At 71.0% G+C, this 25,379-nt stretch carries 25 protein-coding genes; 13 read left to right on the forward strand and 12 right to left on the reverse strand.

All coding sequences use genetic code 11. The annotated features are described in order from the left end of the window. Positions 1–77: 77 nt before the first annotated feature. The 3 genes from TU31_RS24415 to TU31_RS37060 form a co-directional block, all read right to left on the reverse strand. Positions 78–1,133: an NAD-dependent epimerase/dehydratase family protein gene (locus tag TU31_RS24415; RefSeq protein ID WP_042158220.1), complete on the reverse strand. Its 1,056-nt coding sequence runs from the start codon at positions 1,131–1,133 to the stop codon at positions 78–80. Between the two features lie 90 nt (positions 1,134–1,223). Then, a complete protein-coding gene (locus TU31_RS24420; protein WP_042158221.1) occupies positions 1,224–1,958 on the reverse strand; it encodes a lysophospholipid acyltransferase family protein in 735 nt (244 codons plus the stop codon). Between the two features lie 81 nt (positions 1,959–2,039). Further along, positions 2,040–2,585 carry a type 1 glutamine amidotransferase domain-containing protein gene (locus TU31_RS37060; protein WP_306304273.1) on the reverse strand — a complete coding sequence of 182 codons (546 nt, stop codon included), beginning with the start codon at positions 2,583–2,585 and terminating at the stop codon, positions 2,040–2,042. A 105-nt stretch (positions 2,586–2,690) separates the two neighbouring features. On the opposite strand from TU31_RS37060, the gene TU31_RS24430 reads away from it, so the two are divergent. Then, a complete protein-coding gene (locus TU31_RS24430; protein WP_052719034.1) occupies positions 2,691–3,365 on the forward strand; it encodes an SCO2207 family protein in 675 nt (224 codons plus the stop codon). 206 nt (positions 3,366–3,571) lie between these two features. Then, positions 3,572–3,997 (forward strand): SSI family serine proteinase inhibitor, encoded by a 426-nt coding sequence (locus tag TU31_RS24435; protein ID WP_042158223.1) that lies wholly within the window; start codon positions 3,572–3,574, stop codon positions 3,995–3,997. A gap of 22 nt (positions 3,998–4,019) precedes the next feature. Here the strand turns inward: TU31_RS24435 and TU31_RS39210 are convergent, their stop codons facing one another. From TU31_RS39210 to TU31_RS24460, 5 genes are all read right to left on the reverse strand, one after another. Continuing rightward, on the reverse strand, positions 4,020–4,178 hold the full coding sequence (locus tag TU31_RS39210; protein WP_042158224.1) for a hypothetical protein: 159 nt from the start codon (positions 4,176–4,178) through the stop codon (positions 4,020–4,022). Between the two features lie 109 nt (positions 4,179–4,287). Then, positions 4,288–5,247, reverse strand: a complete 960-nt coding sequence (locus TU31_RS24445) for a cytochrome c oxidase assembly protein (RefSeq protein ID WP_042158226.1) — start codon at positions 5,245–5,247, stop codon at positions 4,288–4,290. Between the two features lie 105 nt (positions 5,248–5,352). Beyond that, complete coding sequence (locus tag TU31_RS24450) at positions 5,353–6,378, reverse strand: 6-phosphofructokinase (protein WP_042158227.1); 1,026 nt, start codon at positions 6,376–6,378, stop codon at positions 5,353–5,355. Positions 6,379–6,566: 188 nt separating this feature from the next. Then, positions 6,567–7,295 carry a type 1 glutamine amidotransferase gene (locus TU31_RS24455; RefSeq protein WP_042158228.1) on the reverse strand — a complete coding sequence of 243 codons (729 nt, stop codon included), beginning with the start codon at positions 7,293–7,295 and terminating at the stop codon, positions 6,567–6,569. 28 nt (positions 7,296–7,323) lie between these two features. Then, a complete protein-coding gene (locus tag TU31_RS24460) occupies positions 7,324–8,562 on the reverse strand; it encodes a MurT ligase domain-containing protein (RefSeq protein ID WP_042158230.1) in 1,239 nt (412 codons plus the stop codon). A 184-nt stretch (positions 8,563–8,746) separates the two neighbouring features. On the opposite strand from TU31_RS24460, the gene def reads away from it, so the two are divergent. Further along, entirely contained in the window at positions 8,747–9,307 is a 561-nt protein-coding gene (gene def / locus TU31_RS24465; RefSeq protein WP_042158231.1) for a peptide deformylase, read from the forward strand. Positions 9,308–9,343: 36 nt separating this feature from the next. Here def and TU31_RS24470 read toward each other — a convergent pair whose 3' ends face one another. Next, a complete protein-coding gene (locus TU31_RS24470; protein ID WP_042158232.1) occupies positions 9,344–9,991 on the reverse strand; it encodes a TetR/AcrR family transcriptional regulator in 648 nt (215 codons plus the stop codon). A 161-nt stretch (positions 9,992–10,152) separates the two neighbouring features. Between TU31_RS24470 and TU31_RS24475 the strand changes: the two genes are divergently transcribed. The 3 genes from TU31_RS24475 to TU31_RS24485 all read left to right on the forward strand — a co-directional run bounded on the left by TU31_RS24475 (position 10,153) and on the right by TU31_RS24485 (position 14,457). Beyond that, positions 10,153–11,382, forward strand: a complete 1,230-nt coding sequence (locus tag TU31_RS24475) for an acyl-CoA dehydrogenase family protein (RefSeq protein WP_042158234.1) — start codon at positions 10,153–10,155, stop codon at positions 11,380–11,382. Between the two features lie 249 nt (positions 11,383–11,631). Further along, positions 11,632–13,413: a glyoxylate carboligase gene (gcl, locus tag TU31_RS24480; protein WP_107070737.1), complete on the forward strand. Its 1,782-nt coding sequence runs from the start codon at positions 11,632–11,634 to the stop codon at positions 13,411–13,413. Positions 13,414–13,560: 147 nt separating this feature from the next. Next, positions 13,561–14,457: a 2-hydroxy-3-oxopropionate reductase gene (locus TU31_RS24485; RefSeq protein ID WP_042158237.1), complete on the forward strand. Its 897-nt coding sequence runs from the start codon at positions 13,561–13,563 to the stop codon at positions 14,455–14,457. A gap of 227 nt (positions 14,458–14,684) precedes the next feature. Here the strand turns inward: TU31_RS24485 and TU31_RS24490 are convergent, their stop codons facing one another. Continuing rightward, a complete protein-coding gene (locus tag TU31_RS24490; protein ID WP_042158900.1) occupies positions 14,685–15,290 on the reverse strand; it encodes an HD domain-containing protein in 606 nt (201 codons plus the stop codon). Positions 15,291–15,391: 101 nt separating this feature from the next. Between TU31_RS24490 and TU31_RS24495 the strand changes: the two genes are divergently transcribed. The 5 genes from TU31_RS24495 to TU31_RS24515 all read left to right on the forward strand — a co-directional run bounded on the left by TU31_RS24495 (position 15,392) and on the right by TU31_RS24515 (position 19,115). Next, positions 15,392–15,619, forward strand: coding sequence for a hypothetical protein (locus tag TU31_RS24495; RefSeq protein ID WP_042158238.1), 228 nt, complete (start codon positions 15,392–15,394; stop codon positions 15,617–15,619). Positions 15,620–15,750: 131 nt separating this feature from the next. Continuing rightward, on the forward strand, positions 15,751–15,918 hold the full coding sequence (locus TU31_RS24500; RefSeq protein ID WP_245698675.1) for a hypothetical protein: 168 nt from the start codon (positions 15,751–15,753) through the stop codon (positions 15,916–15,918). 333 nt (positions 15,919–16,251) lie between these two features. Continuing rightward, positions 16,252–17,772, forward strand: coding sequence for an AlkA N-terminal domain-containing protein (locus tag TU31_RS24505; RefSeq protein ID WP_042158240.1), 1,521 nt, complete (start codon positions 16,252–16,254; stop codon positions 17,770–17,772). Next, positions 17,769–18,281: a methylated-DNA--[protein]-cysteine S-methyltransferase gene (locus TU31_RS24510; RefSeq protein ID WP_042158241.1), complete on the forward strand. Its 513-nt coding sequence runs from the start codon at positions 17,769–17,771 to the stop codon at positions 18,279–18,281. The genes TU31_RS24505 and TU31_RS24510 overlap by 4 nt, the downstream gene beginning before the upstream one ends. Positions 18,282–18,332: 51 nt before the next feature. After that, positions 18,333–19,115, forward strand: a complete 783-nt coding sequence (locus tag TU31_RS24515) for a 2OG-Fe(II) oxygenase (RefSeq protein ID WP_181018653.1) — start codon at positions 18,333–18,335, stop codon at positions 19,113–19,115. A gap of 40 nt (positions 19,116–19,155) precedes the next feature. Here TU31_RS24515 and TU31_RS24520 read toward each other — a convergent pair whose 3' ends face one another. Next, positions 19,156–19,920, reverse strand: a complete 765-nt coding sequence (locus TU31_RS24520; protein ID WP_042158242.1) for an SDR family oxidoreductase — start codon at positions 19,918–19,920, stop codon at positions 19,156–19,158. Between the two features lie 145 nt (positions 19,921–20,065). Then, positions 20,066–21,049 carry a ScbA/BarX family gamma-butyrolactone biosynthesis protein gene (locus TU31_RS24525; RefSeq protein WP_078885933.1) on the reverse strand — a complete coding sequence of 328 codons (984 nt, stop codon included), beginning with the start codon at positions 21,047–21,049 and terminating at the stop codon, positions 20,066–20,068. A 174-nt stretch (positions 21,050–21,223) separates the two neighbouring features. Between TU31_RS24525 and TU31_RS24530 the strand changes: the two genes are divergently transcribed. Together TU31_RS24530 and TU31_RS40465 are read left to right on the forward strand one after the other, a co-directional pair. Then, positions 21,224–21,910 carry a ScbR family autoregulator-binding transcription factor gene (locus TU31_RS24530; protein ID WP_042158244.1) on the forward strand — a complete coding sequence of 229 codons (687 nt, stop codon included), beginning with the start codon at positions 21,224–21,226 and terminating at the stop codon, positions 21,908–21,910. Positions 21,911–22,584: 674 nt separating this feature from the next. Further along, positions 22,585–25,272 carry an MFS transporter gene (locus TU31_RS40465; protein WP_042158245.1) on the forward strand — a complete coding sequence of 896 codons (2,688 nt, stop codon included), beginning with the start codon at positions 22,585–22,587 and terminating at the stop codon, positions 25,270–25,272. Positions 25,273–25,379 lie beyond the last annotated feature (107 nt).

Consider the following 25,379-nt stretch of genomic DNA (forward strand, 5'->3'; position numbering starts at 1 on the left):
TATCCATTGCTTCACAGCGATCAAGGTACGGGCCGGCCGCGCGCCCCGCGAACGGATATCACCGGCCGGTGCGGTCCTCAGCGCTGCCCGCCCCGCTCGGCCAGCCACCGGTCCTCGGCCGCGTACCCGAACAGCTTCTCGTCCGGATAGAAGCCGGCCATCCGCGGGAACACCTCCCACCAGTCCCGCCCCTTGACCTGGTCGGCCAGCCAGGCCACCGTCGTGGGAAGCGACTCCTCGTATGTCGTCACCGCGCGATAGCCCAACTCCCGCTCCGCCGCGGTCATGTCGTAGACCAGCGGATGCGGGACGGACCACGGGGTTTCGCCGACGTCGGACGACGGCGGGGGGCCGTCCACCGTCACGATCTCGCTCCGCGGCGCGCCCATCGCCGCATCCACCGCCGCCGAGATCTCGGCCACCGTCGGCGCCTGCGGATCGGCCGCGTTGAGCACCCGCGAGCCCGGCCGGCGGGCCGCCAGCCGGACCAGCTCCGCGAGGTTGTCGACATGCACCGGATGGAAGCGGCTCTTGCCGCCGTACGCGAGCACCCGCACCCGGCGCCCGTCCAGCACCCGCTTGACGAAGTACAGCTCCCGGGGCAGCGGACTGTACGGGCCGTGCACGGCGCAGGCCCGCAGCAGCGTCACGGGCAGCCGGTCGCCCAGCGCCAGCAGGGCCTGTTCCAGGGCGGCCTTGCGGGTGCCGTAGTCCTCGTCGCCCGGCCGCACGGTCGGCTGGGACTCCGGGACGGGCAGCGGATAGACCGGGAAGCCGTCCGGTTCCTCCATCGTCGCGAAGCTGCGCCCGCGGTCGTCCTCGTACACCACGCAACTGGAGATCACCACGGCCGACCCGATTCGGTCCGCCAGGGATGTCAGCTGCTCCGCGTGCGCGGCGCCGTACGCCACACAGTCCAGCAGTACGTCACAGCCCTCGCCGATCAGCCCGGCCAGTGCCGTGTCGTCCTCCCGGTCCATCGCGACCGCGCGGACCTCCCCGGGCCACGAGGCGTCGCGTCCGCCGTTCCGTGACGCGGCCCGTACCTCCCAGCCGTCCCGCGCCAGGGCCCGCACCGCCGCGCGCCCGATCTGTCCACTCGCCCCGATCACCACTGCGCTGCCTGAGGTCATGCCGGGACCCTACGGACCGTCAGGCCATGCCCGCCGCACGGTTCGCCCTCGGCGCAAGGCACCCCCCGGACGCCGGACCCGCGCCGCCGCTCAGCGCGCGGGCCCCTTCCCGCCCCCGTGCCCCCGCCGCCCCTGTGCCCGCGCCTGTGCCTGCGCCTCGGCCTTGGCCTCGCCCGCGTAGGTGTCGACGTACTCCTGCCCGGACAGGGTGAGGATCGCGTACATGATCTCGTCGGTGACGGCACGCAGCGCGGTGCGTTCGTCCGCCAGCCCGGCATAGCGCGAGAAGTCCAGTGGCGCGCCGAAGCGGATGGTGATCCGCATGGCGCGCGGCAGCCGCCGGCCCGTCGGCTGTGCCTCGAATGTGCCGATCATCGCGCACGGCACCACCGGCACCCCCGCGGTGACGGCCATCGAGGCGACGCCGGTACGCCCCTTGTAGAGCCGTCCGTCGTGCGAGCGGGTGCCCTCCGGGTAGATGCCGAGAAGCCGGCCCTTGCGCAGGACGGCGAGCCCCGAGGAGAGCGCCGCCCGCGAGGCGCGGCCGCCGGACCGGTCGACCGGAATCTGCCCGACCCCCCGGAAGAACGCCGCGGTCAGCCGCCCCTTCAGACCGGGCCCGGTGAAGTACTCCGCCTTGGCCAGAAACGTCACCCGGCGCGGCACGATCGCCGGCATCACGAAGTGATCGGCGAACGACAGATGATTGCTCGCGATGATGGCCGCGCCCTCTTCCGGCACATGCTCCAGCCCCTCGATACGCGGCCGGAACACCAGCCGCAGCAGGGGCCCGAGAAGAAGGTACTTCAGCACCTGATAGAGCACAGCGCAGCTCCCTGATCCGTCGGCCCGCCTGGGCGGCTACCTCGTCCCAGGTGACGAGCGGCCCGGAGACGGCCAGTGAGTTTATGGGCAAGTGCCGCGGCGGGTAACCACCTTGGGCCGGATCGGTACTGACTCCTTCCCAGCAGGCCGCGGACCTCCTGACCGCGGGCACCCGGCTGATCCGACGGGGCGAGGCGCAGGACGCCCGGGGCACTCCTGCCCTCTCAGTGCGGTGCGGCTTCCAGAAGCGCACGGAACCGGCGGGCGAAGGGGTACGCATCGCCAGGCCGGCGCGCGGACAGATAGCTGCCGTCCTGCACCACGAACGCCGGGGGCATCGGTCGCGGTGCCCCGCGCGGCAAGGACCCCCGGCCCGCGCGCGAACTGCGTGCCCTCCTCCGCGGCACCGAGCTGTCCGAAGAGGACGCCGCGGAGGAGCCGCGGGTCGCCTGCCGGCCGGGTCCCGGCGTGTTCGGTGGCGAAGACGACCCGGTGGCCGGCGTCGGTGAGCAGCCGCCAGGGCACCGCCACCTCGGTGACATCGAAATCGCGGTCGGGGACCGGCATCAGTACGCGCACCGGGCAGCGTCGCACCCGCTTGTTACCTTTCGGTATCCACTTTGGCATCCGCGGACAACTTTCTACTCGCCCTGAAACGCGGTGAGTTGGTGCGACGTACTGTCCGGCAACCGAGCCCACCCCCACGGTCCGGGCCGAGGACAGGAGTCATGGATGTCCCGCAAGAAGAAAGCCGGCCGGCGTCAGAAGATCATCGTCTGTGTCAGTGCCGCGGCTCTGGTCGGCGGTATCGCCATCGTCACCACGGGCACCAGCCAGGCATCGGCGGCATGCGACGGACTGGCCACCGCGCTGAGCAACAATCAGAAGTTCATCGCCGACCAGAAGGCCAAGCCGGACGCCCAATCGGCGGCACGGATCGCCAACCGGGAGGCCGTGATCAAACAGATCCAGTTGCAGCAGCGGGAAGCAGGCTGTTCCGGGGGCGGCGGGGCGGCCGCGGGAGCTCCACCGGCGGCGGACCAGCCACCCGCCGACGACGCGGCCGCGCCGCAGGAGCCGTCCGGATCGGCGCAGCCACCCGCCTCGGACGACCCGCCCGCGTCCGATGACTCGTCCGCCGCCCCGCCGGCCGGCGACGGCGACGTGGTGTGCCCCGGCTCGACGGTGACCCTCTCCGGCGAGGGCGGCGCACCGGCGGCGTCCAGCGGCGAGTTCCCCACCGGGACCAAACTGAAGGTCACCAACCTGGACAACAACAAGTCGACGACGGTCTCCGTCACGTCCACGTCGGGCAGCTGTGTGCTGCTGAACAACGCGGCGTTCGAGGAGGTACGTGAAGAGGGCAAGAACCTGATCCGGCGCGCCCGCATCGAGCGCGTGGGGTAACCCCGGTCCGGTGGCCGGCAGCGGAGCCGCCTCCTCCGCTGCCGGCCACCCTGTCTCCCGGGCGGCTTCCGCAGGCCGTACGGGCGACCTCACGGCGTGGCCGCTTGTCCGCCGGGTCGCGGCGAGATGCCCTGGGGCCGCCGGGCGCCGCGTGACCCTGTCGGGCTCCGGCATGTGATCCCACCGAGCGTTCCCAGGAGACCACGATGCCCGTGAGCCGTCGACGCCGATCCGCCCGTGCCACCCTGCCCGCCACCGCGCTTGCCACCCTGTCGCTGGCCCTGCTCTGCGCCGGTCCGGCCGGCGCCGATGAGCCGCCGGCGCCGGCCGGAGACCAGGGACTGGTGCTCACCATGTCCGGAGCGGGCAACACCTGGACCCGGGGGGTGCGCCTCAGCTGCCCGGACATCCACCGCCGACATCCGCACGCGGGCGCCGCCTGCGACGCGCTGACCTGGGCCCGCGGGGACCTGGACGCCCTGCCCGGCGAACCGCACACCTGCACCAGGGAGTACGACCCGGTCACCGCCACCGCGACCGGCACCTGGCGAGGTGTCCCCATCAACTGGCGCAAGGAGTTCCCCAACGCCTGCACGATGGACTCCGCCACCGGGCCCGTCTTCCGCTTCTGAGCGGCGCCCCGCGCCGGCGGGTTCAGACCGGCCGGGCGGCCACCACCCCGATCGTCACCAGTGCCACCACCACCCAGGAGAACCAGAGCCACCCATTGGCGCCCAGCGCCACGGTGTAAGCGGTCGCGGCCACCAGCCCGCCCACCGTGCACACGGCCATCGTTTTCGCAGATCCGGGCATACCCGCACCCTCCTCACGGCGGCCGGGCGCCGAGGAAAACGACGCGGGCCGCGGCCATGGGACCATCGTCCCCGGCCGCGGCCCGTACCGCCAGAGTGGCGACGCGCGGTCACTGCCCCCGGGCGTTGAGCGAGGCGAGATAGGCGTTGTAGTCGGCCAGATCCTTGTCGCCGTTGCGGTCGGCGGCCCGGTCCGCGCGCTGCGACTGACGCTCCTCGGACTTGTACCACTGGAAGACCAGGGCGATCAGCACCACTACGGACGGGATCTCGCTGAAGGCCCAGGCGATACCGCCGGCGGCCGACTGGTCGGACAGTGCGTCGATGCCGAGCGAGGCGGGCGGGTTCAGGAAGGTGGCGACCATCGGCTCCGAGGCCATCATCAGCGCGATACCGAAGAACGCGTGGAACGGCATGCCCGCGAACAGCTCCAGCATCCGCATCACATAACCCGGCCGGTGCGGACCCGGGTCAACGCCCATGATCGGCCAGAAGAACACCAGGCCCACCGCGAGGAAGTGCACCATCATCCCGATGTGCCCGGCCCGGGACTCCATCAGGAAGTCGAACAGCGGCGAGAAGTAGAGCGCGTAGAGGCTCGCGATGAACAGCGGGATGGTGAACGCCGGGTGCGTGATGATCCGCATGTAGCGGCTGTGCAGCAGCGCCACCAGCAGTTCGCGCGGACCCTTGCGGCCCCGTCCGGCGGTGGGCAGGGCGCGCAGCGCCAGCGTCACCGGTGCCCCGAGCAGCAGCAGGATCGGCGACAGCATGCTGATGACCATGTGCTGGACCATGTGCACGCTGAACATCGCCATGCCGTAGTCATTCAGCCCGGTGCACATCACCAGGGCCACCGACACCACGCCCAGGGCCCAGGCGACGGTCCGGCCCACCGGCCAGGCGTCCCCCCGGCGCCGCAGCCGGATCACCGCCCAGCCGTACAGTCCGAGCCCCAGCAGACAGCCGACGAGAAAGACCGGATCACCACCGAACTCCAGGCCCCTCCCCAGCGTGAACGGCGGCAGATCCATGTTCATGCCGTCCATGCCGTGCCCGCTGTGATCCATCCGCTCGCTCCTGATTCGTACCAATGCTCCGGCGACAAGAGTAGAACCGCCCCCGGCCATGGCGGTGGCCGGGGGCGGTTCGTGGAGCGCTGAACTACCGCTGGATCACAGCACGCACTCGGCCTCGTCGTAGCGCTCCACGGGCACCGTCTTGAGCGTCTCCACGGCCTCGGCCAGCGGCACCAGCGTGATGTCGGTGCCGCGCAGCGCGGTCATCATCCCGAAGTCCCCGCGGTGCGCGGCCTCGACGGCGTGCCAGCCGAAGCGGGTGGCGAGCACCCGGTCGTAGGCGGTCGGGGTGCCACCGCGCTGGACGTGCCCGAGGATGACCGGACGCGCCTCCTTGCCGAGCCGGTTCTCCAGCTCCACGGACAGCTGCCGGGCGACCCCGGCGAACCGCTCGTGGCCGTACATGTCCTTACCGCCGACATCGAAGGACATGGTGCCCTCACGCGGCTTGGCGCCCTCGGCGACGACCACGATCGCGAACTTCTTGCCGGCCTCGAACCGCTCGGAGACCCGCGCGGTCAGCTCCTCGATGTCGAAGGGCCGCTCCGGCACCACGATCGCGTGCGCACCGGCCGCCATGCCCGAGTGCAGCGCGATCCAGCCGGTGTGCCGTCCCATCACCTCGACGATCATCACCCGCTGGTGCGACTCGGCGGTGGTCTTGAGCCGGTCCAGCGCCTCGGTGGCGACGCCCACCGCGGTGTCGAAGCCGAACGTCACATCCGTGACCGCGATGTCGTTGTCGATGGTCTTCGGTACGCCCACGATCGGCAGCCCGGCGTCCGACAGCAGCCGCGCCGCCTTCAGCGTGCCCTCGCCGCCGATCGGAATGATCGCGTCGAGGCCCAGCTCGGCGACATGGCCGCGGGCCCGCTCCACACCGTCCCGCAGATGCGCGGGCTGCACCCGGGACGATCCCAGGATGGTGCCGCCGCGCGCCAGGATGCCGCCGACGGCATCGAGGTCGAGCTTGCGGTAATCGCACTCCAGCAGGCCCTTCCAGCCGTCGCGGAAGCCGATCACCTCATCGCCGTGATCAGCGGTGGCGCGGTGGACGACGGACCGGATGACGGCGTTCAGTCCGGGGCAGTCGCCGCCGGAGGTGAGGACACCAATACGCATTGCTCGAAAAACCTCTGCAACTCAACCGGGGGCCCGGACCCCGTCGTCCGGTTGGATTCCGCACACCCTACAAGCGCGGAGCCGCCGGGAACACGTACGCCCGCAGTGCGGACTGCGGGCGTACGGAATGCCGTCATTGCGGGCACGGAGCGGATATCGGCAAACCGCCCGAAAGCGCGCCAACGGTATTAAGCGGGCTGGGTCGCCGCGGCGATCCGCTCCTGGCGCAGCGCCTCGTACCACTGGTCGTCCACCGGAGGCAGGGCGTTGACATCCAACGCCAGCTTGATCAGCAGGTCGGCGATATGCGGATTGCGCGCCATCACCGGGCCGTGCATGTACGTACCGAAGACGGTGTCGTTCCACGCGCCCTCGTAGCCGTCACCGACGCCGTTGCCCTTGCCGAAGCGCACCTTGGCGAACGGCCGGGCGGTCTTGCCCAGATGCGTCACGCCCTGGTGGTTCTCGAAGCCGGTCAGCGGCGGCAGCCCCAACTGCGGGTCGATATCGGCGAGTACGTCGCCGACGCAGCGCTCGGCCTCGCCGCGGGTGCTCACCACGTCCAGCAGCCCCAGGCCCTGCTGCCGCTCCCCGAGGTCATTGATGAACTCATGGCCCAGGATCTGGTAGCCGGCGCACACCGAGAACACGATCGCGCCGTTGGAGACCGCACGGCTCAGCCCGCCGTCGCGGATCAGCCGCTCGGAGGCCAGCCGCTGCGGCCGGTCCTCACCGCCACCGATCAGGTAGATGTCGCCGGAGGTCGGGATCTGCTGGTCGGACCGTACGTCCAGCCGCTGGACGTCCAGACCGCGCTGGCGCGCCCGCCGCTCCACCACCAGGGCGTTCCCCTGGTCGCCGTACGTGCTCAGCAGGTCCGGGTAGATCCACACCAGACGCAGGCTGTTGTCACTCATGCTCGCTCGTCCTTGTCCGCGCATCACGTCAGTTGCCCACCCGTCGGCGCAGGTCCTGGAAGGCCGTGTAGTTGGCGATGACCTCGATCCGGCCGGGCGGTGCCAGCTGCACCGCCTCGTCGAGACTCTCGCAGACCTGGAAGTCGAGGCCCGCGACCTCCAGCCGCACCGCCAGGTCCAGCTTGCGGTCGCCGAGCACGAAGATCGGGTGCCCGGCCAGCCGGGTGTAGTCGACGTCCCACAGCCAGGAGGTGTCGGTGCCGTCCGCGCCGCGTGCGTTCACCGACATGATCACCGGGGTCGGCGGCGGGTCGATCAGCGAGAAGGTCTCCAGCCAGCCGGCCGGGTTCTTCGCCAGCAGCAGCCGCAGCTCCCGCTCCATGAAGCTGACCACGTCATAGCGCCCGGCCACCGCCTGCACCGAGAACATCCGCTCCAGGGCCACCTGCGGCGGCACCCCGAAGGCGGCGGCGACCGCGGCGGACGTGGTGGCGTTCGCCTTGTTGGCGCGCCCCGGCAGCTGGAGCTTGATGGGCCAGGCGCTGCCGTGCGGGTCGAGCACATGATCGCCGGACAGTGCCCAGCTGGGCGTCGGTCGGCGGAAGCCGCACTCGGCGCAGAACCAGTCCTCGCCCGGCCGCTGCATCACACCACCGCACGAGGGGCAGGACCAGGCGTCGTCCTTCCACTCCTGCCCGGCCGCGACCCACACCACGTTCGAGGACGACGAGGCCGCCCACACGATCAGCGGGTCGTCCGCGTTGGCGATGATCAGCGCCTTGGAACCGGACAGCCCCTCCCGCCAGTGCTCGGCCAGCATCCGGGTCTCCGCGGCGCGGTCGAGCTGGTCGCGGGAGAGGTTCAGCAGCGCTATGGCCTTCGGCGTCACATCGCGGGCGACACCGGCGAGGTACTTCTCGTCCACCTCGATGACGCCGTAGCGGGCGTCCGATCCACCGGCCAGCGCGGACGTGATACCGGCCGGCATGTTGGCGCCGAGCGCGTTGGAGACCACCGGGCCGCTGGCCCGCAGCGCCTCCGCGATCAGCCGTGTCGTGGTCGTCTTGCCGTTGGTCGCCGACACCAGGATGACGTCCAGGTGCCGGGCCAGCCGCGCCAGCAGGTCGGGGTCGAGCTTCAGCGCCACCCGGCCACCGATCACCGATCCGCTGCCGCGGCCCGCCGCGCGCGATACCGCCGCCGCGGCCTTGCCTGCCGTCACGGCCAACTTGGCCCGCGGCGACAGCGGCTCCGTGTTGCCTGCCATCGTCTTTGATCCTCCTTGCATCCGGCGCCCGCCTGCCGTGGGGCTGCCGTGGAACGCCTCCTCCGCAGCCGATGACCGGCCGGGGCTTCGGTCGGGGATCAGCCTATCGAGATCCGGCCGCAGCCCCGAACCCCGCCACCCGTGCGGCGACATCCGCTGTGTGCAGGACCGTACGCTTGTCCCCATGCGTCCCCGCACCATTCCCGGCAGTTCCGGCCATGTCCGCCCGCTGCGATTGCTGGGCGATCCGGCCCTGACCGAGCCCTGCCAGGAGGTCACCGTCTTCGACGACGAGCTGGCCCGGCTGGTCGAGGACATGTACGCGACGATGTACGCCGCACACGGAGTGGGCCTCGCCGCCAACCAGATCGGCGTCCCGCTGCGGGTCTTCGTCTATGACTGCCCCGACGACGAGGACCGCCGTCATCTGGGGCATCTCGTCAACCCCCGGCTCGTCGAGGCCGACGGCCAGGTCATCCGCGGACCCGAGGGCTGTCTCTCGCTGCCCGGTATCGAAGCCGGCACCCCGCGCCACGACCGTGCCGTGGTGACCGGGGTCAGCGTCACCGGTGAGCCCGCCACGGTGACCGGCACCGGCTTCTTCGCCCGCTGTCTCCAGCACGAGTGTGACCATCTCGACGGGGGGCTCTACGTCGACCATCTGACCGGGCTGCGCCGCCGGCGGGCCCTCCGGGCGGCGGCGAAGGCCCCGTGGGCCGCGCCGACGGAGGCGCCCGGCCGCTGAGCGACCGGCGCCGACCGCCGCTTCACGGACCGGCGCTCAGAATCCGGGGCCGTCCGTGCGGTCGTCGACCGCGGCCAGCTGTCCCCAGAGCAGATCGGCCAGCTGCTTGACCAACTGCTCGCGCGAGCACGGGCGTTCGCGCAGCCACCAGTCACCGGCGTGCTGCATCATGCCGACGATGCCGTGGCCCCAGACGCGCGCCGTCAGCTCGCCGCCCGGACCCAGGTCGAGCCGGTCGGTGATCACCTTGGCCAGCTCCTCGCCGAGCCGGCGCAACAGGGGTGCGGAGTGCCGTCCGACGTCGAAGCCGGACTCGGAGGCGTTGTCCTCGTCCGACGGGTGCATCAGGAAGCGGTACACCTGCGGCCGGGCCTCGATCGCCGACAGGTAGGCGTCGAGGGTGGCCTCGACCCGGTCCCGGCGCAGGACGGGGGCGTCCAGCGCGGTCGCCAGATTGGCGAGCAGGGCATCGGTGTGCCGGACGGCGAGCGCGCGGTAGAGCCCGCCCTTGTCGCCGAAGTGCCGGTAGAGGATCGGTTTGGTGATGCCTGCCTCGGCGGCGATGGCGTTCATCGAGGCGTCCGGGCCGTCGCGCAGCACAATGCGCTCGGCGGCCTCCAGCAGCTCCCGCCGTCGGCGCTCGGTCGCCGTCTGCCGGCGGCCGCTGTGCTCTGTGCTTTCCATGGTCGTGCTCCCCACCCTTGTGAATCCGTGGCGCTGGCGCAACGTAACACCCGATCTCCACGGCGATTTCGTTCCCAGGGGAGTTGACAGCCTTTACTGGCGAGTAACACACTTCGGGTTACCGCTAGTAACACCGCACTGCCGCAGCAGCTGGAGGGGACATGGCCGAGTTCACCATGGAGCTCAATGACGAGCAGAAGGAAGTCCGTGACTGGATTCACGGCTTCGCCGCGGACGTCATGCGCCCCGCCGCCGCCGAGTGGGACGAGCGCGAGGAGACCCCCTGGCCCGTGATCCAGGAGGCCGCCAAGATCGGCCTGTACTCCCTCGACTTCTACGCCCAGCAGTTCTTCGACCCGACGGGCCTCGGCATCCCCATGGCCATGGAGGAGCTGTTCTGGGGCGACGCCGGTATCGGCCTGTCGATCGTGGGCACCGGCCTGGCCGCCGTCGGCGTGCTCGCGAACGGCACGGAGGAGCAGATCGGCACCTGGGTCCCGCAGATGTACGGCGATGTCGATGACGTCAAGGTCGCCGCCTTCTGCTCGTCGGAACCGGACGCCGGCTCGGACGTGGCCGCGATGCGCACCCGCGCGGTCTACGACGAGGCCAAGGACGAGTGGGTGCTCAACGGCACCAAGACCTGGGCCACCAACGGCGGCATCGCCAATGTCCATGTCGTCGTCGCGGTCGTCGACCCGGAGGCCGGCTCCAAGGGGCATGCGTCCTTCATCGTCCCCCCGAACACCCCCGGCCTCTCCCAGGGGCAGAAATTCAAGAAGCACGGCATCCGCGCCTCGCACACCGCCGAGGTCGTCCTGGAGAACGTCCGGGTCCCCGGGCACTGCCTGCTCGGCGGCAAGGAGAAGCTCGACGAGCGCCTCGCCCGGGCCCGCGAGAACGCCAGGAAGGACGGGCAGGAGAGGGTGAAGAACGCCGCCATGGCCACCTTCGAGGCGTCCCGGCCCGCCGTCGGCGCGATGGCGGTCGGCACCGCGCGGGCGGCCTACGAGGAGGCCCTGGAGTACGCGAAGACCCGCTCCCAGTTCGGCCGCCCGATCATCGACAACCAGGGCGTGGCCTTCCAGCTCGCCGATATGCGCACCCAGATCGACGCCGCCCGCCTGCTGGTCTGGCGCGCCTCCTGGATGGCGGTGACCGGTAAGCCGTTCACCTCCGCAGAGGGCTCCATGTCGAAGCTCTTCGCCAGCGAGGTCGCCAAGAAGGTCACCGCCCAGGCCGTACAGATCCTCGGCGGCAACGGCTTCACCCGCGAGTACCCGGTCGAGCGGATGCATCGCGACGCCGCCATCTACACCATCTTCGAAGGCACCAGTGAGATCCAGCGCCTGGTGATCGCCCGGACGCTGTCCGGGATGCCGATTCGCTAGGTCAACTGGAAGGCGAGCGCGCCGACTTAGCGTCCAGCAAGGCCCCACCCAGTCATTGGGTGGGGCCTTCGGCGTTTCCGGCCCCGTCATGACGTCACGCCAGCGCCCCGCCTCCCCTCCCCTTGACGACGGGAACGCCGCGCTCTACTTTCCTTCCATAAAGCAAAACATTAGTTCCACGATACGGAATCAATCCTCTTCGCCGCTTCGCTGGAGCTTGCCCGTGACAGGTCGACGCAGGAGTACTCGATGCCTCGAATGACAGCCGCCCGCGCCGCGGTGGAGATCCTCAAGCGGGAGGGCGTGGCCCACGCCTTCGGAGTGCCGGGTGCCGCGATCAACCCCTTCTACGCGGCACTCAAGGGCGCGGGCGGCATCGATCACACGCTGGCGCGCCATGTCGAGGGCGCCTCGCACATGGCCGAGGGCTACACCCGGACCCACCCGGGCAACATCGGCGTCTGCATCGGGACCTCGGGACCGGCCGGCACGGACATGATCACCGGGCTCTACTCCGCGATCGGTGACTCGATCCCGATCCTGTGCATCACCGGCCAGGCCCCCACCGCGGTGATCCTCAAGGAGGACTTCCAGGCCGTCGACATCGCCTCGATCGCCAAGCCGGTCACCAAGGCCGCCACCACCGTGATGGAGGCAGCACAGGTCCCCGGTGTCTTCCAGCAGGCCTTCCACCTGATGCGCTCCGGACGCCCCGGGCCGGTTCTCATCGACCTGCCGATCGATGTCCAGCTGACCGAGATCGACTTCGACCCCGAGACGTACGAGCCGCTGCCCGCTTTCAAGCCGGCCGCGACCCGCGCCCAGATCGAGAAGGCCGTCACGCTCCTCAACGCGTCCGAGCGCCCGCTGATCGTCGCCGGTGGCGGCATCATCAACGCCGACGCGTCCGAGCTGCTGGTGGAGTTCGCCGAGCTGACCGGTATCCCGGTCGTGCCCACCCTGATGGGCTGGGGCATCGTCGCCGACGACCATGAGCTGAACGCCGGCATGGTCGGCCTCCAGACCTCGCACCGCTACGGCAACGCGAACTTCCTGGAGTCCGACTTCGTCCTCGGCATCGGCAACCGCTGGGCCAACCGCCACACCGGCAAGCTGGACGTCTACACCCAGGGCCGCACCTTCGTCCATGTCGACATCGAGCCGACCCAGATCGGCAAGATCTTCGCCCCGGACTACGGCATCGCCTCGGACGCCAAGGCCGCGCTGGAGCTGTTCGTCGAGGTGGCCGGGGAGCTCAAGGCCGCGGGCAAGCTGCCCGACCGCAGCGCCTGGGCCGCGTCCACCCAGGAGCGCAAGGCACAGCTCCAGCGCCGTACGCACTTCGACAACGTCCCGATGAAGCCGCAGCGCGTCTACGAGGAGATGAACAAGGCCTTCGGCCCGGAGACCCGTTACGTCACCACCATCGGCCTCTCCCAGATCGCCGGCGCGCAGATGCTGCACGTCTACAAGCCGCGCCACTGGATCAACTGCGGCCAGGCCGGCCCGCTCGGCTGGACCATCCCGGCCGCGCTGGGTGTTGCCACCGCCGACCCGGAGACACCGGTCGTCGCGCTCTCCGGTGACTACGACTTCCAGTTCATGCTCGAAGAGCTGGCCGTCGGCGCCCAGCACAAGATCCCGTACATCCATGTCCTGGTGAACAACGCCTACTTGGGCCTGATCCGTCAGGCGCAGCGCAACCTCGACATCAACTTCCAGGTCAACCTGGAGTTCGAGAACATCAACGCGCCGGAGCTGGGCGTCTACGGCGTGGACCATGTCAAGGTCGCCGAGGGCCTGGGCTGCAAGGCCATCCGGGTCACCGACCCGAGTGGGCTGGGTGCCGCCTTCGAGGAGGCCAAGAAGCTGGCCGCCGAGCACCGCGTCCCGGTCGTCGTCGAGGCCATCCTCGAACGGATCACCAATATCTCGATGAGCGGTTCCGACATCGCCAGTGTCAACGAGTGGGAGGACCTGGCGACCGAGCCCGGTCACGCACCCACCGCGATCAAACCGCTCAAGGTCTGACGCCGGACCGGCACCGGACCCGATCCGGACGGTGCGCCGGGGGCGGTGCGAACCCCCCGCGCCCGGCGTCACCACCTCACCCGTAAAGCCCCGGACGGCACCCCTCCGCCGCCGTCCTCCCCTTCCGTGATGTGAGAGAGGCACCGCATGAGCAATCTTCCCAAGGTCGCGTGGATCGGTCTGGGCATCATGGGCTCGCCCATGGCCGAGAACCTGATCAAGGCCGGTTACCCGGTGACCGGCTACACCCTGGAGGCCGACAAGCTGGAGCGGCTGGCCAGGAACGGCGGAAGCGTGGCCGGCTCGATCGCCGAGGCGGTCGCCGACGCCGACGTCATCATCACCATGGTCCCCGCCTCCCCCCAGGTCGAGGCCATCGCCTACGGACCCGACGGCATCCTGGCCCACGCCCGCCGCGGGGCCCTGCTGATCGACATGTCCTCGATCACCCCGCAGACCTCCATCGACCTGGCCCACGCCGCCGCCGACAAGGGCATCCGGGTCCTGGACGCCCCCGTCTCCGGCGGCGAGGCCGGCGCCATCGAAGCGGTCCTGTCCATCATGGCCGGCGGCGACCAGGCCGACTTCGACGCCGCCCGCCCCCTGCTGGAAGCCCTCGGCAAGACCATCGTGCGCTGCGGCCCGCACGGCTCCGGCCAGACCGTCAAGGCCGCCAACCAGCTCATCGTCGCCGTCAACATCCAGGCCTGCGCCGAAGCCGTCGTCTTCCTGGAGAAGTCCGGCGTCGACCTCACCGCCGCCCTCGACGTCCTGGGCGGCGGACTGGCCGGCTCCACCGTCCTGGCCCGCAAGAAGGACAACTTCACCACCCGCGACTTCCGCCCGGGCTTCCGCATCGACCTCCACCACAAGGACATGGGCATCGTCACCGACGCCGCCCGCGCGGTCGGCGCCGCCCTCCCCGTCGGCAGCGTCGTCGCCCAACTCGTCGCCTCCCTGCGCGCCCAGGGCGACGGCGGCCTCGACCACTCCGCCCTCCTGCGCGGCGTCGAACGCCTCTCCGGACACACCACCGAAGGCTGAGCAGGGCCGGGGGCGTGTCTCCCGGTGGGCGGGGCGTACCGCGCGCGGGCGGGTGACGGTCATCACCCCGCCGGCCTGGAACGCGCAGCTGTTGTTCACCGTTCAATTGGGTGTGGGTGCTGCGGCACCCCTCCCGAGCCGCCCCGGCCAGTCACCCCCCGTCTGGCCGGGGCTTCCTCTTGCCGCGGGCGACGGCCACGGCCCGCAGGTCCAGGGGCCCGGGCCCGCTACGCCCCGTCCGCGTCCAGCGGATTGGCGGCGATCCGCGCGGCGATGCCCTGGCGGACCGAGGCGGCGGCGGAACTGTCCGGCTTGCGCTCGGCCTGGTCCCGGAAGCACGCCAGGAATTCTTCGCCGAGGCCGAGCCGTGGATAGCGCGCCAGCACCTCGGTACGGAGGTCCGCCGGCAGCGCGTCGGGCCGCCGTCCGGAGATGTCCAACGAGGTGGAGTACACCAGCAGATGGGCCTCCGGATCCATGGCCACGTCCACCTCGTCCCACATGTGCCGGACGACCACCTCGGACGCCCGCACCCGCCGCTCCACCGGCCACCCGGCACCCGCCGCGAACACCCACGCCACATGGCCACCCGCCTCGTCGAAGGGCACGGTGTGGCTGTCGAACTCCTTCACCAGCCCCATGTCGTGGAACATGGCCGACACATAGAGGAGCTCCGGATCGAAGGCGATGTCGTGGGCCGAGGCGTAGGCGGCCGCCCAGAGATACGCCCGCACGGAGTGGTTCAGCAGCGCGGGCGAGCAGTAGGCGCTCGCCACCTCCAGCGCGGCACGACAGGCGCGGGTATCGGGAATCACAAGATCATCCATGGTCATGGCCATGATTCTGGCGCATCCCCCTGTGCCCGTCGCGGAGGATTGACGCTCACGGCGGCTGCCGAAATGCGCGAGCGCGGACCCCGGCGCACGCTGGATGCATGACCGAGCACCCGCCTGTCATCGTGCACCCGCCGACGCCGTCCGGTGGCCGACGGGTGACCGTGCGTGGGCAGATCGTCGGCCTGGCCCATGGCCGCGGCGATGTTGCCGAGTTCCTCCGTCGCGCGGGCGTCACCGGCCCGGCCGGGAGTATCGCGCTCGACGATCCCCGCCTCGTCGAATGGCGCGGTGGCTCGCTGGACGACTGGCCGATGCCACCGGCGTGACATCCGGGCCGATCAGCCGTTCGCCGTGGCCGTACCCGTCTCTCGGTGCCGCGGGCCCGAGGGATACGCTGACCTCCGGCGATCGGCAGGGCCGTCGGTCGGTGAGCCGGCGGCAGGGAGCGGAGCAGGGCGTGAGCGACGACAGCGGGAACAGCGGCAGCAGCGACGACGGCGTGTTCTCGACGCGCAGTGGCGGGTCGGGCGGCTCTTCGGACCTGAGTGTCCTGCGGAGGGCGATGCGCTGGGAGACTCTCGTGATCCTCCTGATTCTCGTGATCCTCACGGTAGTGGCCTCGTAGGACGGGTTCGATACCGGGGAATCCCTGAACTCGCGTCGGCCTCTTGGGAGTTCAGGTGCTCACGTGCTGACCGGGCACGGTCCCGGAATCCTCCCTGGCAGGGCCCGTGGGCCTGAACTCCCTTACCGTTAAAGGCTGTTGTCCGCCGGGCCGGCGGTGACCCGCGGTCCGGCGGTGTGCCGCGATCCTGTGGGGCGGCACGGCCTCAAGGGGGGCGGGCGCCCGCACCCCCAAGCGCGTACGCGTGGCCCCGTGGGCCCGCCCCGGCTCCCCGAACGCACCGTCCGATTTCCGCCAGCACCGCCGCCTGACCTGCTGCACAGTGGAACCGTGATGAACGAGGACAGCAGGTACGAGGCGGTGCGCAGCAGGGACGCCCGATTCGACGGCGCCTTCTTCTTCGCGGTGTCCACGACCGGGATCTACTGCCGGCCGAGCTGTCCCGCCACCACGCCCCGGCGCCGTAATGTCGCTTTCTTCCCGACCGCCGCGGCCGCCCAGGGCTCCGGATTCCGCGCCTGCCGGCGCTGCCGCCCCGATGCGGTGCCCGGCTCGGCGGAGTGGAATGCCCGCGCCGATGTCGTCGGGCGGGCGATGCGGCTGATCAGCGAGGGTGTGGTCGACCGGGAAGGCGTCGCCGGGCTGGCGGCCCGGCTCGGCTACAGCGCCCGGCAGGTCCAGCGGCAGCTGAACGCCGAGCTGGGCGCCGGGCCCGTGGCCCTGGCGCGGGCACAGCGCGCCCACACCGCCCGGGTCCTGCTTCAGACCACCGGACTCCCGGCGGCCGAGATCGCCTTCGCGGCGGGCTTCGCCAGCGTGCGGCAGTTCAACGACACCATCAAGGAGATCTACGCGCTCACTCCGAGCGAACTGCGCGCCGCCCGCCCCGGCAAGGGGACCCGCTTCGGCCCGGTGGCGCCGCCCACCACGCCCGGGGTGCTGCCGCTGCGGCTGGCCTTCCGCGGGCCGTATGCGGCGCGGCAGCTCTTCGACCACCTCCAGCGGCGTGCGATCACCGGCATCGAGGAGGTCAGCGGCGAGCCCGGGGCCCGTACCTACCGGCGGACCCTGAGGCTGCCGCACGGCGCCGGGATCGCCGAGGTCGACGAGGCGGCCGGGGACGGCTGGCTGGACTGCCGGCTGCACCTGGCGGAGCTGCGGGATCTCACCACCGCGAGCCAGCGGGTGCGCCGCCTCTTCGATCTGGACGCCGATCCGTACGCGGTCGCCGAGCGGCTGCGCGCGGATGCCGTACTGGCGCGGCTGGTGGACCGGCACCCCGGGCTGCGCTCGCCGGGCGCTCCCGCCCCGGACGAGCTCGCCGTCCGTGCCGTCCTCGGCCAGCAGGTCTCGGTCGCGGCCGGCCGCACACTGGGCGACGCCCTGGTCGCCGCGTACGGAGAGCCGCTGCCCGAACCGGCCGGTGCGCTCACCCACCTCTTCCCCCGCGTCGACGACCTGGCGCAGGCCGCGCTCACCGAACTCGGGATGCCCGAATCCCGGCGCGCGACCCTGCGAACCCTGAGCACCGCCCTCGCCGACGGCACGGTCGTGCTGGACGCCGGAGCCGACCGGGACGAGGCCGAACGCGCGCTTCTCGGACTGCGCGGCATCGGCCCGTGGACCGCCGGATACATCCGGATGCGCGCCCTCGGGGACCCCGATGTCCTGCTGGTCGGCGATGCGGCCGTACTGGCCGGGATGCGCCGGGCCGGCGCTCCCACGGCCGGTCTGCGGGAGCGGGCGAACGCCTGGCGCCCCTGGCGCTCGTACGCGATGCACCACTTCTGGAACGCGCCGGTCACGGAGCCGGCGAGCCCCCGCCCGACCACCACGGAAAGCACCCGACCATGACGCTCTACACCACCCTCGACAGCCCGCTGGGCGAACTCCTGCTGGTGGGCGAGGAATCGGCCACCGCCCCGGGCGGCACCGCGCTCGCTTCGCTGTCCGTACCCGGGCAGAAGGGCGGGGCGACCGTCCAGGACGGCTGGACGTACGCCCCCACCGCCTTTGCCGGCATCGCCCACCAGCTCCGCGCCTACTTCGACGGGGAGCTGACCCGCTTCGCCCTTGCCTACGCCCCCAGCCGGGGCACCGACTTCCAGCAGCGCGTGTGGCAGGCCCTGGAGGCCATCCCGTACGGCACCACCACCACATACGGGAAGATCGCCGCCGACATCGGTGCGGCGCGCGGTGCGGTACGCGCCATCGGAACGGCGATCGGCGCGAACCCGCTGCTCGTCGTCCGGCCCTGCCATCGGGTCATCGCCGCGAACGGTTCCCTGTCGGGCTACGCGGGCGGGCCCGCACGCAAGCAGCAGCTCCTCGGCATCGAGGGCGCTCGGCCGGAGCTCCGCTGAGCTGCCCCCACCGCCGAGCGCCGCACCGACCCACGCCCACTGGAGCGCTCCATGACCACCACGACCACTGCGACCACCGAGCGCCACACCCGCCCCGGCACCCTCGCCCGGCGCGTCACGGCCGCCGACTGGACGGCGCTGGCCGAGGAACTGAACACCCTGGGCTGCGCGGTGACGCCACGTCTGCTCACTCCGGCCGACTGCCGTGCCCTCAGCGCGCTCTACGACGGATCCGCCGCGGTCGACGGCACGGACCCCGCCAGCCGGGCCCGCTTCCGCTCGACCATTGACATGGCACGGCACCGCTTCGGCTCGGGCCAGTACCGCTACTTCGCCGACCCGCTGCCCACACCTGTCCAGGCCCTGCGCGAGGCGTTCTACCCGCACCTGCGGGAGATCGCCCGCGACTGGGCGGACAAGCTCGGCAGACCGGCCCCCTGGCCGGACACCCTGGAGGAGTGGCTGACCATGTGCCACGAAGCCGGGCAGACCAAGTCCTCGCAGATTCTGCTGCGTTACGGCGCGGGGGACTGGAACGCGCTGCACCGCGACATCTTCGGGGAGATGGTCTTCCCCCTCCAGGTCGTCATCGGCCTGGACGAGCAGGGCACCGACTACACCGGCGGCGAATTCCTCCTCGTCGAGCAGCGGCCGCGCGCCCAGTCCCGCGGCACCAGCACCGTCCTGCCACAGGGCCACGGACTGATCTTCACGACCCGCGACCGCCCCGTACGCTCCGCCCGGGGCTGGTCGGCCGGCCCCGTACGCCACGGTGTGAGCACCGTCCGCTCCGGCCGGCGGCACTCCCTGGGCCTGGTCTTCCACGACGCCTGAAGCGGCTGCCGCTGCACGCGGGCCCAGGGGGCCGACGGCCTCAGAGCATGGAGCCGCCGGTGACATCGATGCGCTGGCCGGTGATCCAGCGGGACTCGTCGGACGCGAGGAAGGCGGCGACGTCGGCGATGTCCTGGGGCTGGCCGATCCGGTTGAACACCGAGAGGGAGGCCAGCGCGGCGTGCGCCTCCGGAGTCGCCCGCATCGACGCGTTCATATCGGTCTCGATGAAGCCGGGGGCGAGGGTGTTCACCGTGATGCCCCGCGCTCCGAGATCCTTCGCCAAGGTGAGGGTGAAGGCGTCCACCGCGCCCTTGGAGACGCTGTAGGCGATGGTCGAGGGGAACGCCGTACTCGTCACCGCCGACGAGACGTTGATGATGCGTCCGCCGTCCCGCATCCGCCGCAGACCGTGCTGGGCGATGAAGAACACGGCCTTGGTGTTGACCGCGAGGGTGCGGTCGAAGTCCTCGGGCGTCACCTCGTCGATGTGCCCCGGGATGCTGATCGCCGCGTTGTTGACAAGGATGTCGAGACCGGGCTCGGCGCCGTACGCCGCCAGCCCCTCGTCGAACGCAGCGTAGAGCGCCTCGGCATCACCGGGAACACCCAGTTCCGCACCGATTATGAAGGCCCGGCCGCCCGCGTCGAGGATGCTCTCGGCCGTTTCCTTGGCCGCGGTGTCATTACTGCGGTAGTGGACGGCGACCAGTGCCCCGTCGGCGGCGAGGCGCTGCGCGATGCCCCGGCCGATACCCCGGCTGGATCCCGTCACCAGCGCGGTCTTTCCCTTGAGTTCACCCATGGTGGTCTGGCCTTTCACGTGCCGGTGGTGGGCATACCGCCCCCGAGGACTGTCGAGTGGTGTGGTGGTGACGTGGCCGGACCGGGCCGGCTGCTCCGCGTGGTGCGTCGGCCGACGGCGAACGGTCCGCCGTGAGAACGGGTCGTCAGTCCCGTGGGTCCAACGCCGTCAGGGTGGAGACGAAGACCGGACTGCCGTTCTGCAAGCCGGTCACCTGCACCGTGGTGGTGCAGGGCAGCGCCGACGGGACGCGGTGAGCTTCGATCACACAGGGGGTGCCGTGCTCGGCGTACCGGTGGAAAACGGTCCCGAAGGCGTACGGGACGAAGGCGCCGGGCGAGGTGAGGGTGCGGGCGGCCTGCTGGGCGGCGTCGAGCAGCACCATGCCGGGGACATGGTCGTTCGCCGGGTTCACCACCGCGGGGTGGCCGGGCGCGATGCGCAGCAGCCAGCGGTCGGGCCGGCCGGTGGGGGAGAGCAGGACGTCGTGTTCCTTGGCGCTGCCGGTCGGCCGGGGCGGAACGGGGGCGGGGAGGGGGCCGGGGGTGTGCCGCGCACTCAGTCGATCGCCGCGGAGCCGGCGGTAGACGGCGGGTGAGGTGACCGTGACGTCGGAGTGGCCGGTCGCGACGATCCGGCCCGCCTTACGGAAGGTCATGTCGAAGCGGCCACTGGTCAGCGTGCCCGCCCGCATACGCGTCCGACTGCAGAGGACGTCGATGGTCAGTGGCGTGGGCCCGCTTCCCACCGCGAGATGCTCGGGGTGGGTGGTGTACACGAGGTCGCCGAGGATGAAGTGGTGGCCGAGCGGGACACCGAGTTCGGCGTGGCAGAGCAACAACCCGGCCTGACGGATGGTCTCACCCGTGAGGATGAGATGGTGTCGCCCGCGATTGGGGGTGAAGTAACCGTGATCGTGCGGCCACTGGGCGGTCAGCGAGAAACGCGTGTCACCGACCCGGCGCCATGAGGTGACCAGCATGTCGTCGGCGAGAGGGCGGTGTACGAACTCCTGGGGGACCTGGGCGCCGTGGGGGCTCCGCGGTCCGGTCGCCCGGTCCCCGACGGGGGCCGGCAGTTGGTGTGGAGACCTGGGCTGAACAGTGCTGACCTGCATCGTGTCGCTCATGACTACCCCCAGGCGTCGCTACGGGTGGAATTACATCGCTGATAAGATACGTACCATCCGGTTTTATTTTCAATGCCGGGCCGTCGAAAAGGGGAAAGTAGCTGATCGAGCGACGACTTGAGCTGTAGCTAACTGTTGCGGAACGTAGAGACATCGAGAGACAGGAGGCGTCCTGTGGCACAACAGGACCGCGCGATTCGGACCCGGCGAGTGATCTTGGAGGCGGCTGCGTCGGTTTTCGACGAGCAGGGTTACGACCGCGCGACGATCGCCGAAGTCCTCGAGCGCGCCGGCGTGACGAAGGGCGCCTTGTACTTCCACTTCGCCTCCAAGGAACAGTTGGCGCTCGCGGTGATCGAGGAGCAGGTGGTCGATATCGCCGTGCAGCCGCAGACGATCAAGCTGCAGGAATTCGTCGACTCGGGCCAGGTGCTGGCCTTCCGGCTGCGCAGCGACCCGATCCAGCGGGGAGCGGCGCGACTGGCGGTGGAGCAGGGCTCCAATCACCTCGACCGCAAGCAGTCGATGCTGTCGTGGACCCGGTTCGTCGAGGGCTTGCTGAACGACGCCCGGAGCCGCGGAGAAATTCTGGAGAGCGTTGTCGTGGGGGAGACCGCCGAGTTGTTCGTCGGCGCCTTCGCGGGGCTGCAGATGATGTCGCAGGCCCTGACCAACCGGGCCGACCTCAGTCGTCGGCTCACCGTCTTCTTCGAACACACCCTCCCGAGCATCGCCGTGCCGGCCATCCTCGCCAAACTCAACCTGGACTCCGAACGGGGTGCCCAACTCGATGCCGCCCTGCAGGCGAAGGCGGTGGTGAAGGTTGCGGCCGACGCCGATGCCGGAGTGGCCGCCGGCTGATCCCGCCCCGTCCGATGTGCAGTTGCGGTCGCGGGAGGCGGAGGATGTTTTGGTGCATCACGACCGCTGAAAACATACCGCGTGTGCGGTGTTGAATATCGAAGTGTGTGCAATGCGTGGGTGAGCTGTGCAGGTCAGGGGCGTCGCGGAAGAGCCGCGGCGCCTCTCGGCGTTGAGGTGGCGGCAGGATGTGCGGGAGCCGCGAACGGTGGCCGGCGAAGGCGCGGCACTTCGGGCTCGGGTGGATGTCAGTGGTGTGCTGTTCACTGGACTCGGCGGGCTCGGAGAGGCCGCGTCCGGGACGAACGGGGGAGGTCCGGTGCACGGGTTGAGGGAGAGCGAAGGCCGGGGCGGCGTGACGGAGATCACCGATGCCGGGATCGGGTGCCGGGTCGTACGGCGGAATAGAACGCCGGGGTAGAAGCGTTCGTCATGCACGTATCAGCCGTGCGCGGAGAACTCCCCACTCGTCAGCGGCCTGATCACGCCGATGCCCGTAGACGACACCACACTTCGACCGCTCCTCCGACGATCCCTCCGCCGCCCTCGTGCTGTGCCGTCCCATGTCCCGACGACGCTCACACCCCAGGCCGCGTCCGCCTCCCTCTGCTCACCCCTGCTCCGTCACCCGCTGATGACATCCATCCACCTCTGCCGCCCTGGAGGCCGCACGCATGACCCGGACGACGACGGACCAACTCCCCGCAAGGGCCGCGGAGATCGCGGCCACGCCCCCGGGGTCCGACCCGGCCGTGGGCGGGCGGCGGAGATCTGCCGGCGGCATCGTCCCGGTCCTCGCCTTCGCGGGCATCGTCGTCGCGGTGATGCAGACGCTGCTCGTGCCGGTCATCAAAGACCTGCCGTTGCTGCTCAACACCGCGCCCAGCAACGCCACTTGGGTCATGACGGCCACCCTCCTCGCCGGTGCCGTCTCGACCCCCATCATGGGGCGCCTCGGCGATCTGTACGGCAAGCGGCGGATGCTGCTGACCAGCCTCGCGGTCATGGTCGTCGGCTCGCTGGTCTGCGGCTTCACCAGTGATCTGGTCACCATGATCGTGGGCCGGGCGCTCCAGGGCTTCGCCATGGGCGCCATTCCTCTCGGGATCGGCATCATGCGCGACGAGCTGCCGCGCGAGCGGCTCGGCTCGGCCATGGGCCTGATGAGCTCATCGATCGGCGTCGGCGGCGGGCTCGCCCTGCCGGCCGCGGCCCTGGTCGCCCAACACGCCGACTGGCACACCCTGTTCTTCGGCGCCGCCGGGCTCGGCGTGCTGTCGATGGTGCTCACCCTCCTCGTCGTCCCGGAGACCGCGGTACGGGCCCAGGGGCGCTTCGATGTGGCGGGCGCCCTCGGGCTGTCGGCCGGTCTGGTGGCCCTGCTGCTGCCCCTCACCAAGGGCAGCGACTGGGGCTGGGGTTCGCCGACCACCCTCATACTCTTCGGTGTTGCGGTCGTGATCCTGGTGCTGTGGGGCGCGATGGAGCTGCGTCTCGCCGACCCGCTGGTCGATCTGCGGACCACCGCGCGCCGTGAGGTGCTGCTGACCAACCTCGCCTCGATAACGGTCGGTGTGGCGTTCTACGCCATCTCCCTGGTGCTGCCGCAGCTGCTCCAGCTGCCCACGTCGACCGGCTACGGGCTGGGTCAGTCGATGGTGGTGGCCGGGCTGTGCATGGCGCCCCTGGGTCTGACGATGATGTTCGTCGCCCCGCTGTACGCCCGGATCGCCGCCCGGCGCGGCCCCAAGGTCTCGCTGCTGCTCGGCATGCTCGTCATCGCGCTCGGCTACGGCGCGGGCATCGGCCTGATGAACGCCCCCTGGCAGACCGTCATCATCGCGGTGGTCGTCGGCGCCGGTATCGGTCTGGCGTACTCCTCGCTGCCCGCCCTGATCATCGGGGCCGTCGACGCCTCGGAGACCGGTGCGGCCAACGGCCTGAACACCCTGATGCGCTCCATCGGCACCTCGGTGTCCAGCGCGGTGATCGGCATGGTCCTGGCCGATATGTCCCAGAAGACGGGGCCGGTCACGGTGCCCACGATGGCCGGCTTCCGGGTCTCCTTCCTCATCGCCACGGCCGCCGTCCTCGTCGGCGTCGCGCTGGCGTGTTTCCTGCCGTCACAGCGCAAGGCGTCCCGCCCGACCCTGCTCGCCCAGAGCACCGACGGCGCGGCGGACGCGGTGGACGCCGATGGAACGCGGGGTGCGGCGCGCCCGCCGGCGATGCCCGCTGCGCCGCTCACCGCCACACCGCCCGTACACGCTGCCCCCGCCGCAGCGGACGACGCAGCCGAATCGGCCGTCCCGGCCGAGGCAGTTGAACCGGCCGCCCCGGCGAAAGCAGCCGAACCGGCCGCCCCGGCGAAAGCAGCCGAACCGGCCGCCCCGGCGAAAGCAGCCGAACCGGCCGCCCCGGCCAAAGCAGTTGAACCGATGGCCGCGGGTAACGCAGTCGCACTTACCGCCGCAGAGGAGCAGCCGGCCCCGCTGGTGAAGTCGGCGCCGTCCTGGGCGCGGCCGGTCACCGAACCGGACGAGGTCCGCACCCCGCCGTCCTCCGGGGCGACGGCCGCCAGCGCAGACCCCGCCGGGTTCCGGGGCCGGGTGGCGGACACCTCCGGCGGCCCGGTCCCCGGCGCGAGCATCACCCTGATCGACCGGCAGGGCCGCCAGGCCGGCATCGCCACGGCCGACGCCGACGGTCACTTCGCAGTCGACGCCCCCACGGCCGGCACCTATGTCCTCACCGGCGCCGCGCCCGGCCACACACCCCACGCGGCCTCCGCCACCTACCGCGGCGAAGGCGCCGCGACCCGGCTCGACCTCGTCCTCGCCGGCACCGGCCGACTGGGCGGCACCTTGCTCGGCGGCACCGAGGGCACCCCGCTGGCCGGCGGGAGCATCGTCGTCACCGATGCCGAAGGCGCTGTGGTGGCCCGTACGGCCTCCGGCGCCGAGGGGAGCTGGGATGTTGCCCCACTGCCGCCCGGCCACTACACCCTGGTCCTCAGTGCCGCCGGTCACCAGCCGCAGGCCCGTGCCGTGGACCTGTCCGGCAGCGCACCGGAACGCCAGGACGCCCGCCTGAAGCCGGCGGCCACCGTTCGCGGGACGGTACGGGGCCCGAACGGCCGACCGCTCGCCGAAGCTGCCGTGACCCTCGTCGAGGACGACGCGATCGCCGGACACACCGTCACCGGACCGGACGGCGCCTTCGCCTTCTCCGGCATGAGCGGCGCCCACTACACCCTCACAGCGGCCGGTTACCCACCCCACGCCGTCCCGATATCCCTCACCGCCGGCGCCCACGAAACCCTGGACCTGGACCTGTCCCAGCCACCGACAGCCGGCGGCTGACGGCCTCCGGCACGCGGACGCACGACGGCAGACAGACACCAACGCCCTGCCGAGAGCCACTCATCCGGCAGGGCGGCGGCTGCTCGGCCGCGGCCCCAAGTCGGCTT

The organism is Streptomyces lydicamycinicus, assembly GCF_000829715.2.
GTDB classification, from domain to species: Bacteria; Actinomycetota; Actinomycetes; order Streptomycetales; family Streptomycetaceae; genus Streptomyces; species Streptomyces lydicamycinicus.

Coding starts and splice junctions, on each gene's coding strand:
- TU31_RS24415 (WP_042158220.1), bottom strand. CDS start 1,133: ATGACCTCAGGCAGCGCAGTGGTGATCGGGGCGAGTGGACAGATCGGG.
- TU31_RS37060 (WP_306304273.1), bottom strand. CDS start 2,585: ATGCCAAAGTGGATACCGAAAGGTAACAAGCGGGTGCGACGCTGCCCG.
- TU31_RS24430 (WP_052719034.1), top strand. CDS start 2,691: ATGTCCCGCAAGAAGAAAGCCGGCCGGCGTCAGAAGATCATCGTCTGT.
- TU31_RS24435 (WP_042158223.1), top strand. CDS start 3,572: ATGCCCGTGAGCCGTCGACGCCGATCCGCCCGTGCCACCCTGCCCGCC.
- TU31_RS39210 (WP_042158224.1), bottom strand. CDS start 4,178: ATGCCCGGATCTGCGAAAACGATGGCCGTGTGCACGGTGGGCGGGCTG.
- TU31_RS24445 (WP_042158226.1), bottom strand. CDS start 5,247: ATGGATCACAGCGGGCACGGCATGGACGGCATGAACATGGATCTGCCG.
- TU31_RS24450 (WP_042158227.1), bottom strand. CDS start 6,378: ATGCGTATTGGTGTCCTCACCTCCGGCGGCGACTGCCCCGGACTGAAC.
- TU31_RS24455 (WP_042158228.1), bottom strand. CDS start 7,295: ATGAGTGACAACAGCCTGCGTCTGGTGTGGATCTACCCGGACCTGCTG.
- TU31_RS24460 (WP_042158230.1), bottom strand. CDS start 8,562: ATGGCAGGCAACACGGAGCCGCTGTCGCCGCGGGCCAAGTTGGCCGTG.
- def (WP_042158231.1), top strand. CDS start 8,747: ATGCGTCCCCGCACCATTCCCGGCAGTTCCGGCCATGTCCGCCCGCTG.
- TU31_RS24470 (WP_042158232.1), bottom strand. CDS start 9,991: ATGGAAAGCACAGAGCACAGCGGCCGCCGGCAGACGGCGACCGAGCGC.
- TU31_RS24475 (WP_042158234.1), top strand. CDS start 10,153: ATGGCCGAGTTCACCATGGAGCTCAATGACGAGCAGAAGGAAGTCCGT.
- gcl (WP_107070737.1), top strand. CDS start 11,632: ATGCCTCGAATGACAGCCGCCCGCGCCGCGGTGGAGATCCTCAAGCGG.
- TU31_RS24485 (WP_042158237.1), top strand. CDS start 13,561: ATGAGCAATCTTCCCAAGGTCGCGTGGATCGGTCTGGGCATCATGGGC.
- TU31_RS24490 (WP_042158900.1), bottom strand. CDS start 15,290: ATGACCATGGATGATCTTGTGATTCCCGATACCCGCGCCTGTCGTGCC.
- TU31_RS24495 (WP_042158238.1), top strand. CDS start 15,392: ATGACCGAGCACCCGCCTGTCATCGTGCACCCGCCGACGCCGTCCGGT.
- TU31_RS24505 (WP_042158240.1), top strand. CDS start 16,252: ATGAACGAGGACAGCAGGTACGAGGCGGTGCGCAGCAGGGACGCCCGA.
- TU31_RS24510 (WP_042158241.1), top strand. CDS start 17,769: ATGACGCTCTACACCACCCTCGACAGCCCGCTGGGCGAACTCCTGCTG.
- TU31_RS24515 (WP_181018653.1), top strand. CDS start 18,333: ATGACCACCACGACCACTGCGACCACCGAGCGCCACACCCGCCCCGGC.
- TU31_RS24520 (WP_042158242.1), bottom strand. CDS start 19,920: ATGGGTGAACTCAAGGGAAAGACCGCGCTGGTGACGGGATCCAGCCGG.
- TU31_RS24525 (WP_078885933.1), bottom strand. CDS start 21,049: ATGAGCGACACGATGCAGGTCAGCACTGTTCAGCCCAGGTCTCCACAC.
- TU31_RS40465 (WP_042158245.1), top strand. CDS start 22,585: ATGACCCGGACGACGACGGACCAACTCCCCGCAAGGGCCGCGGAGATC.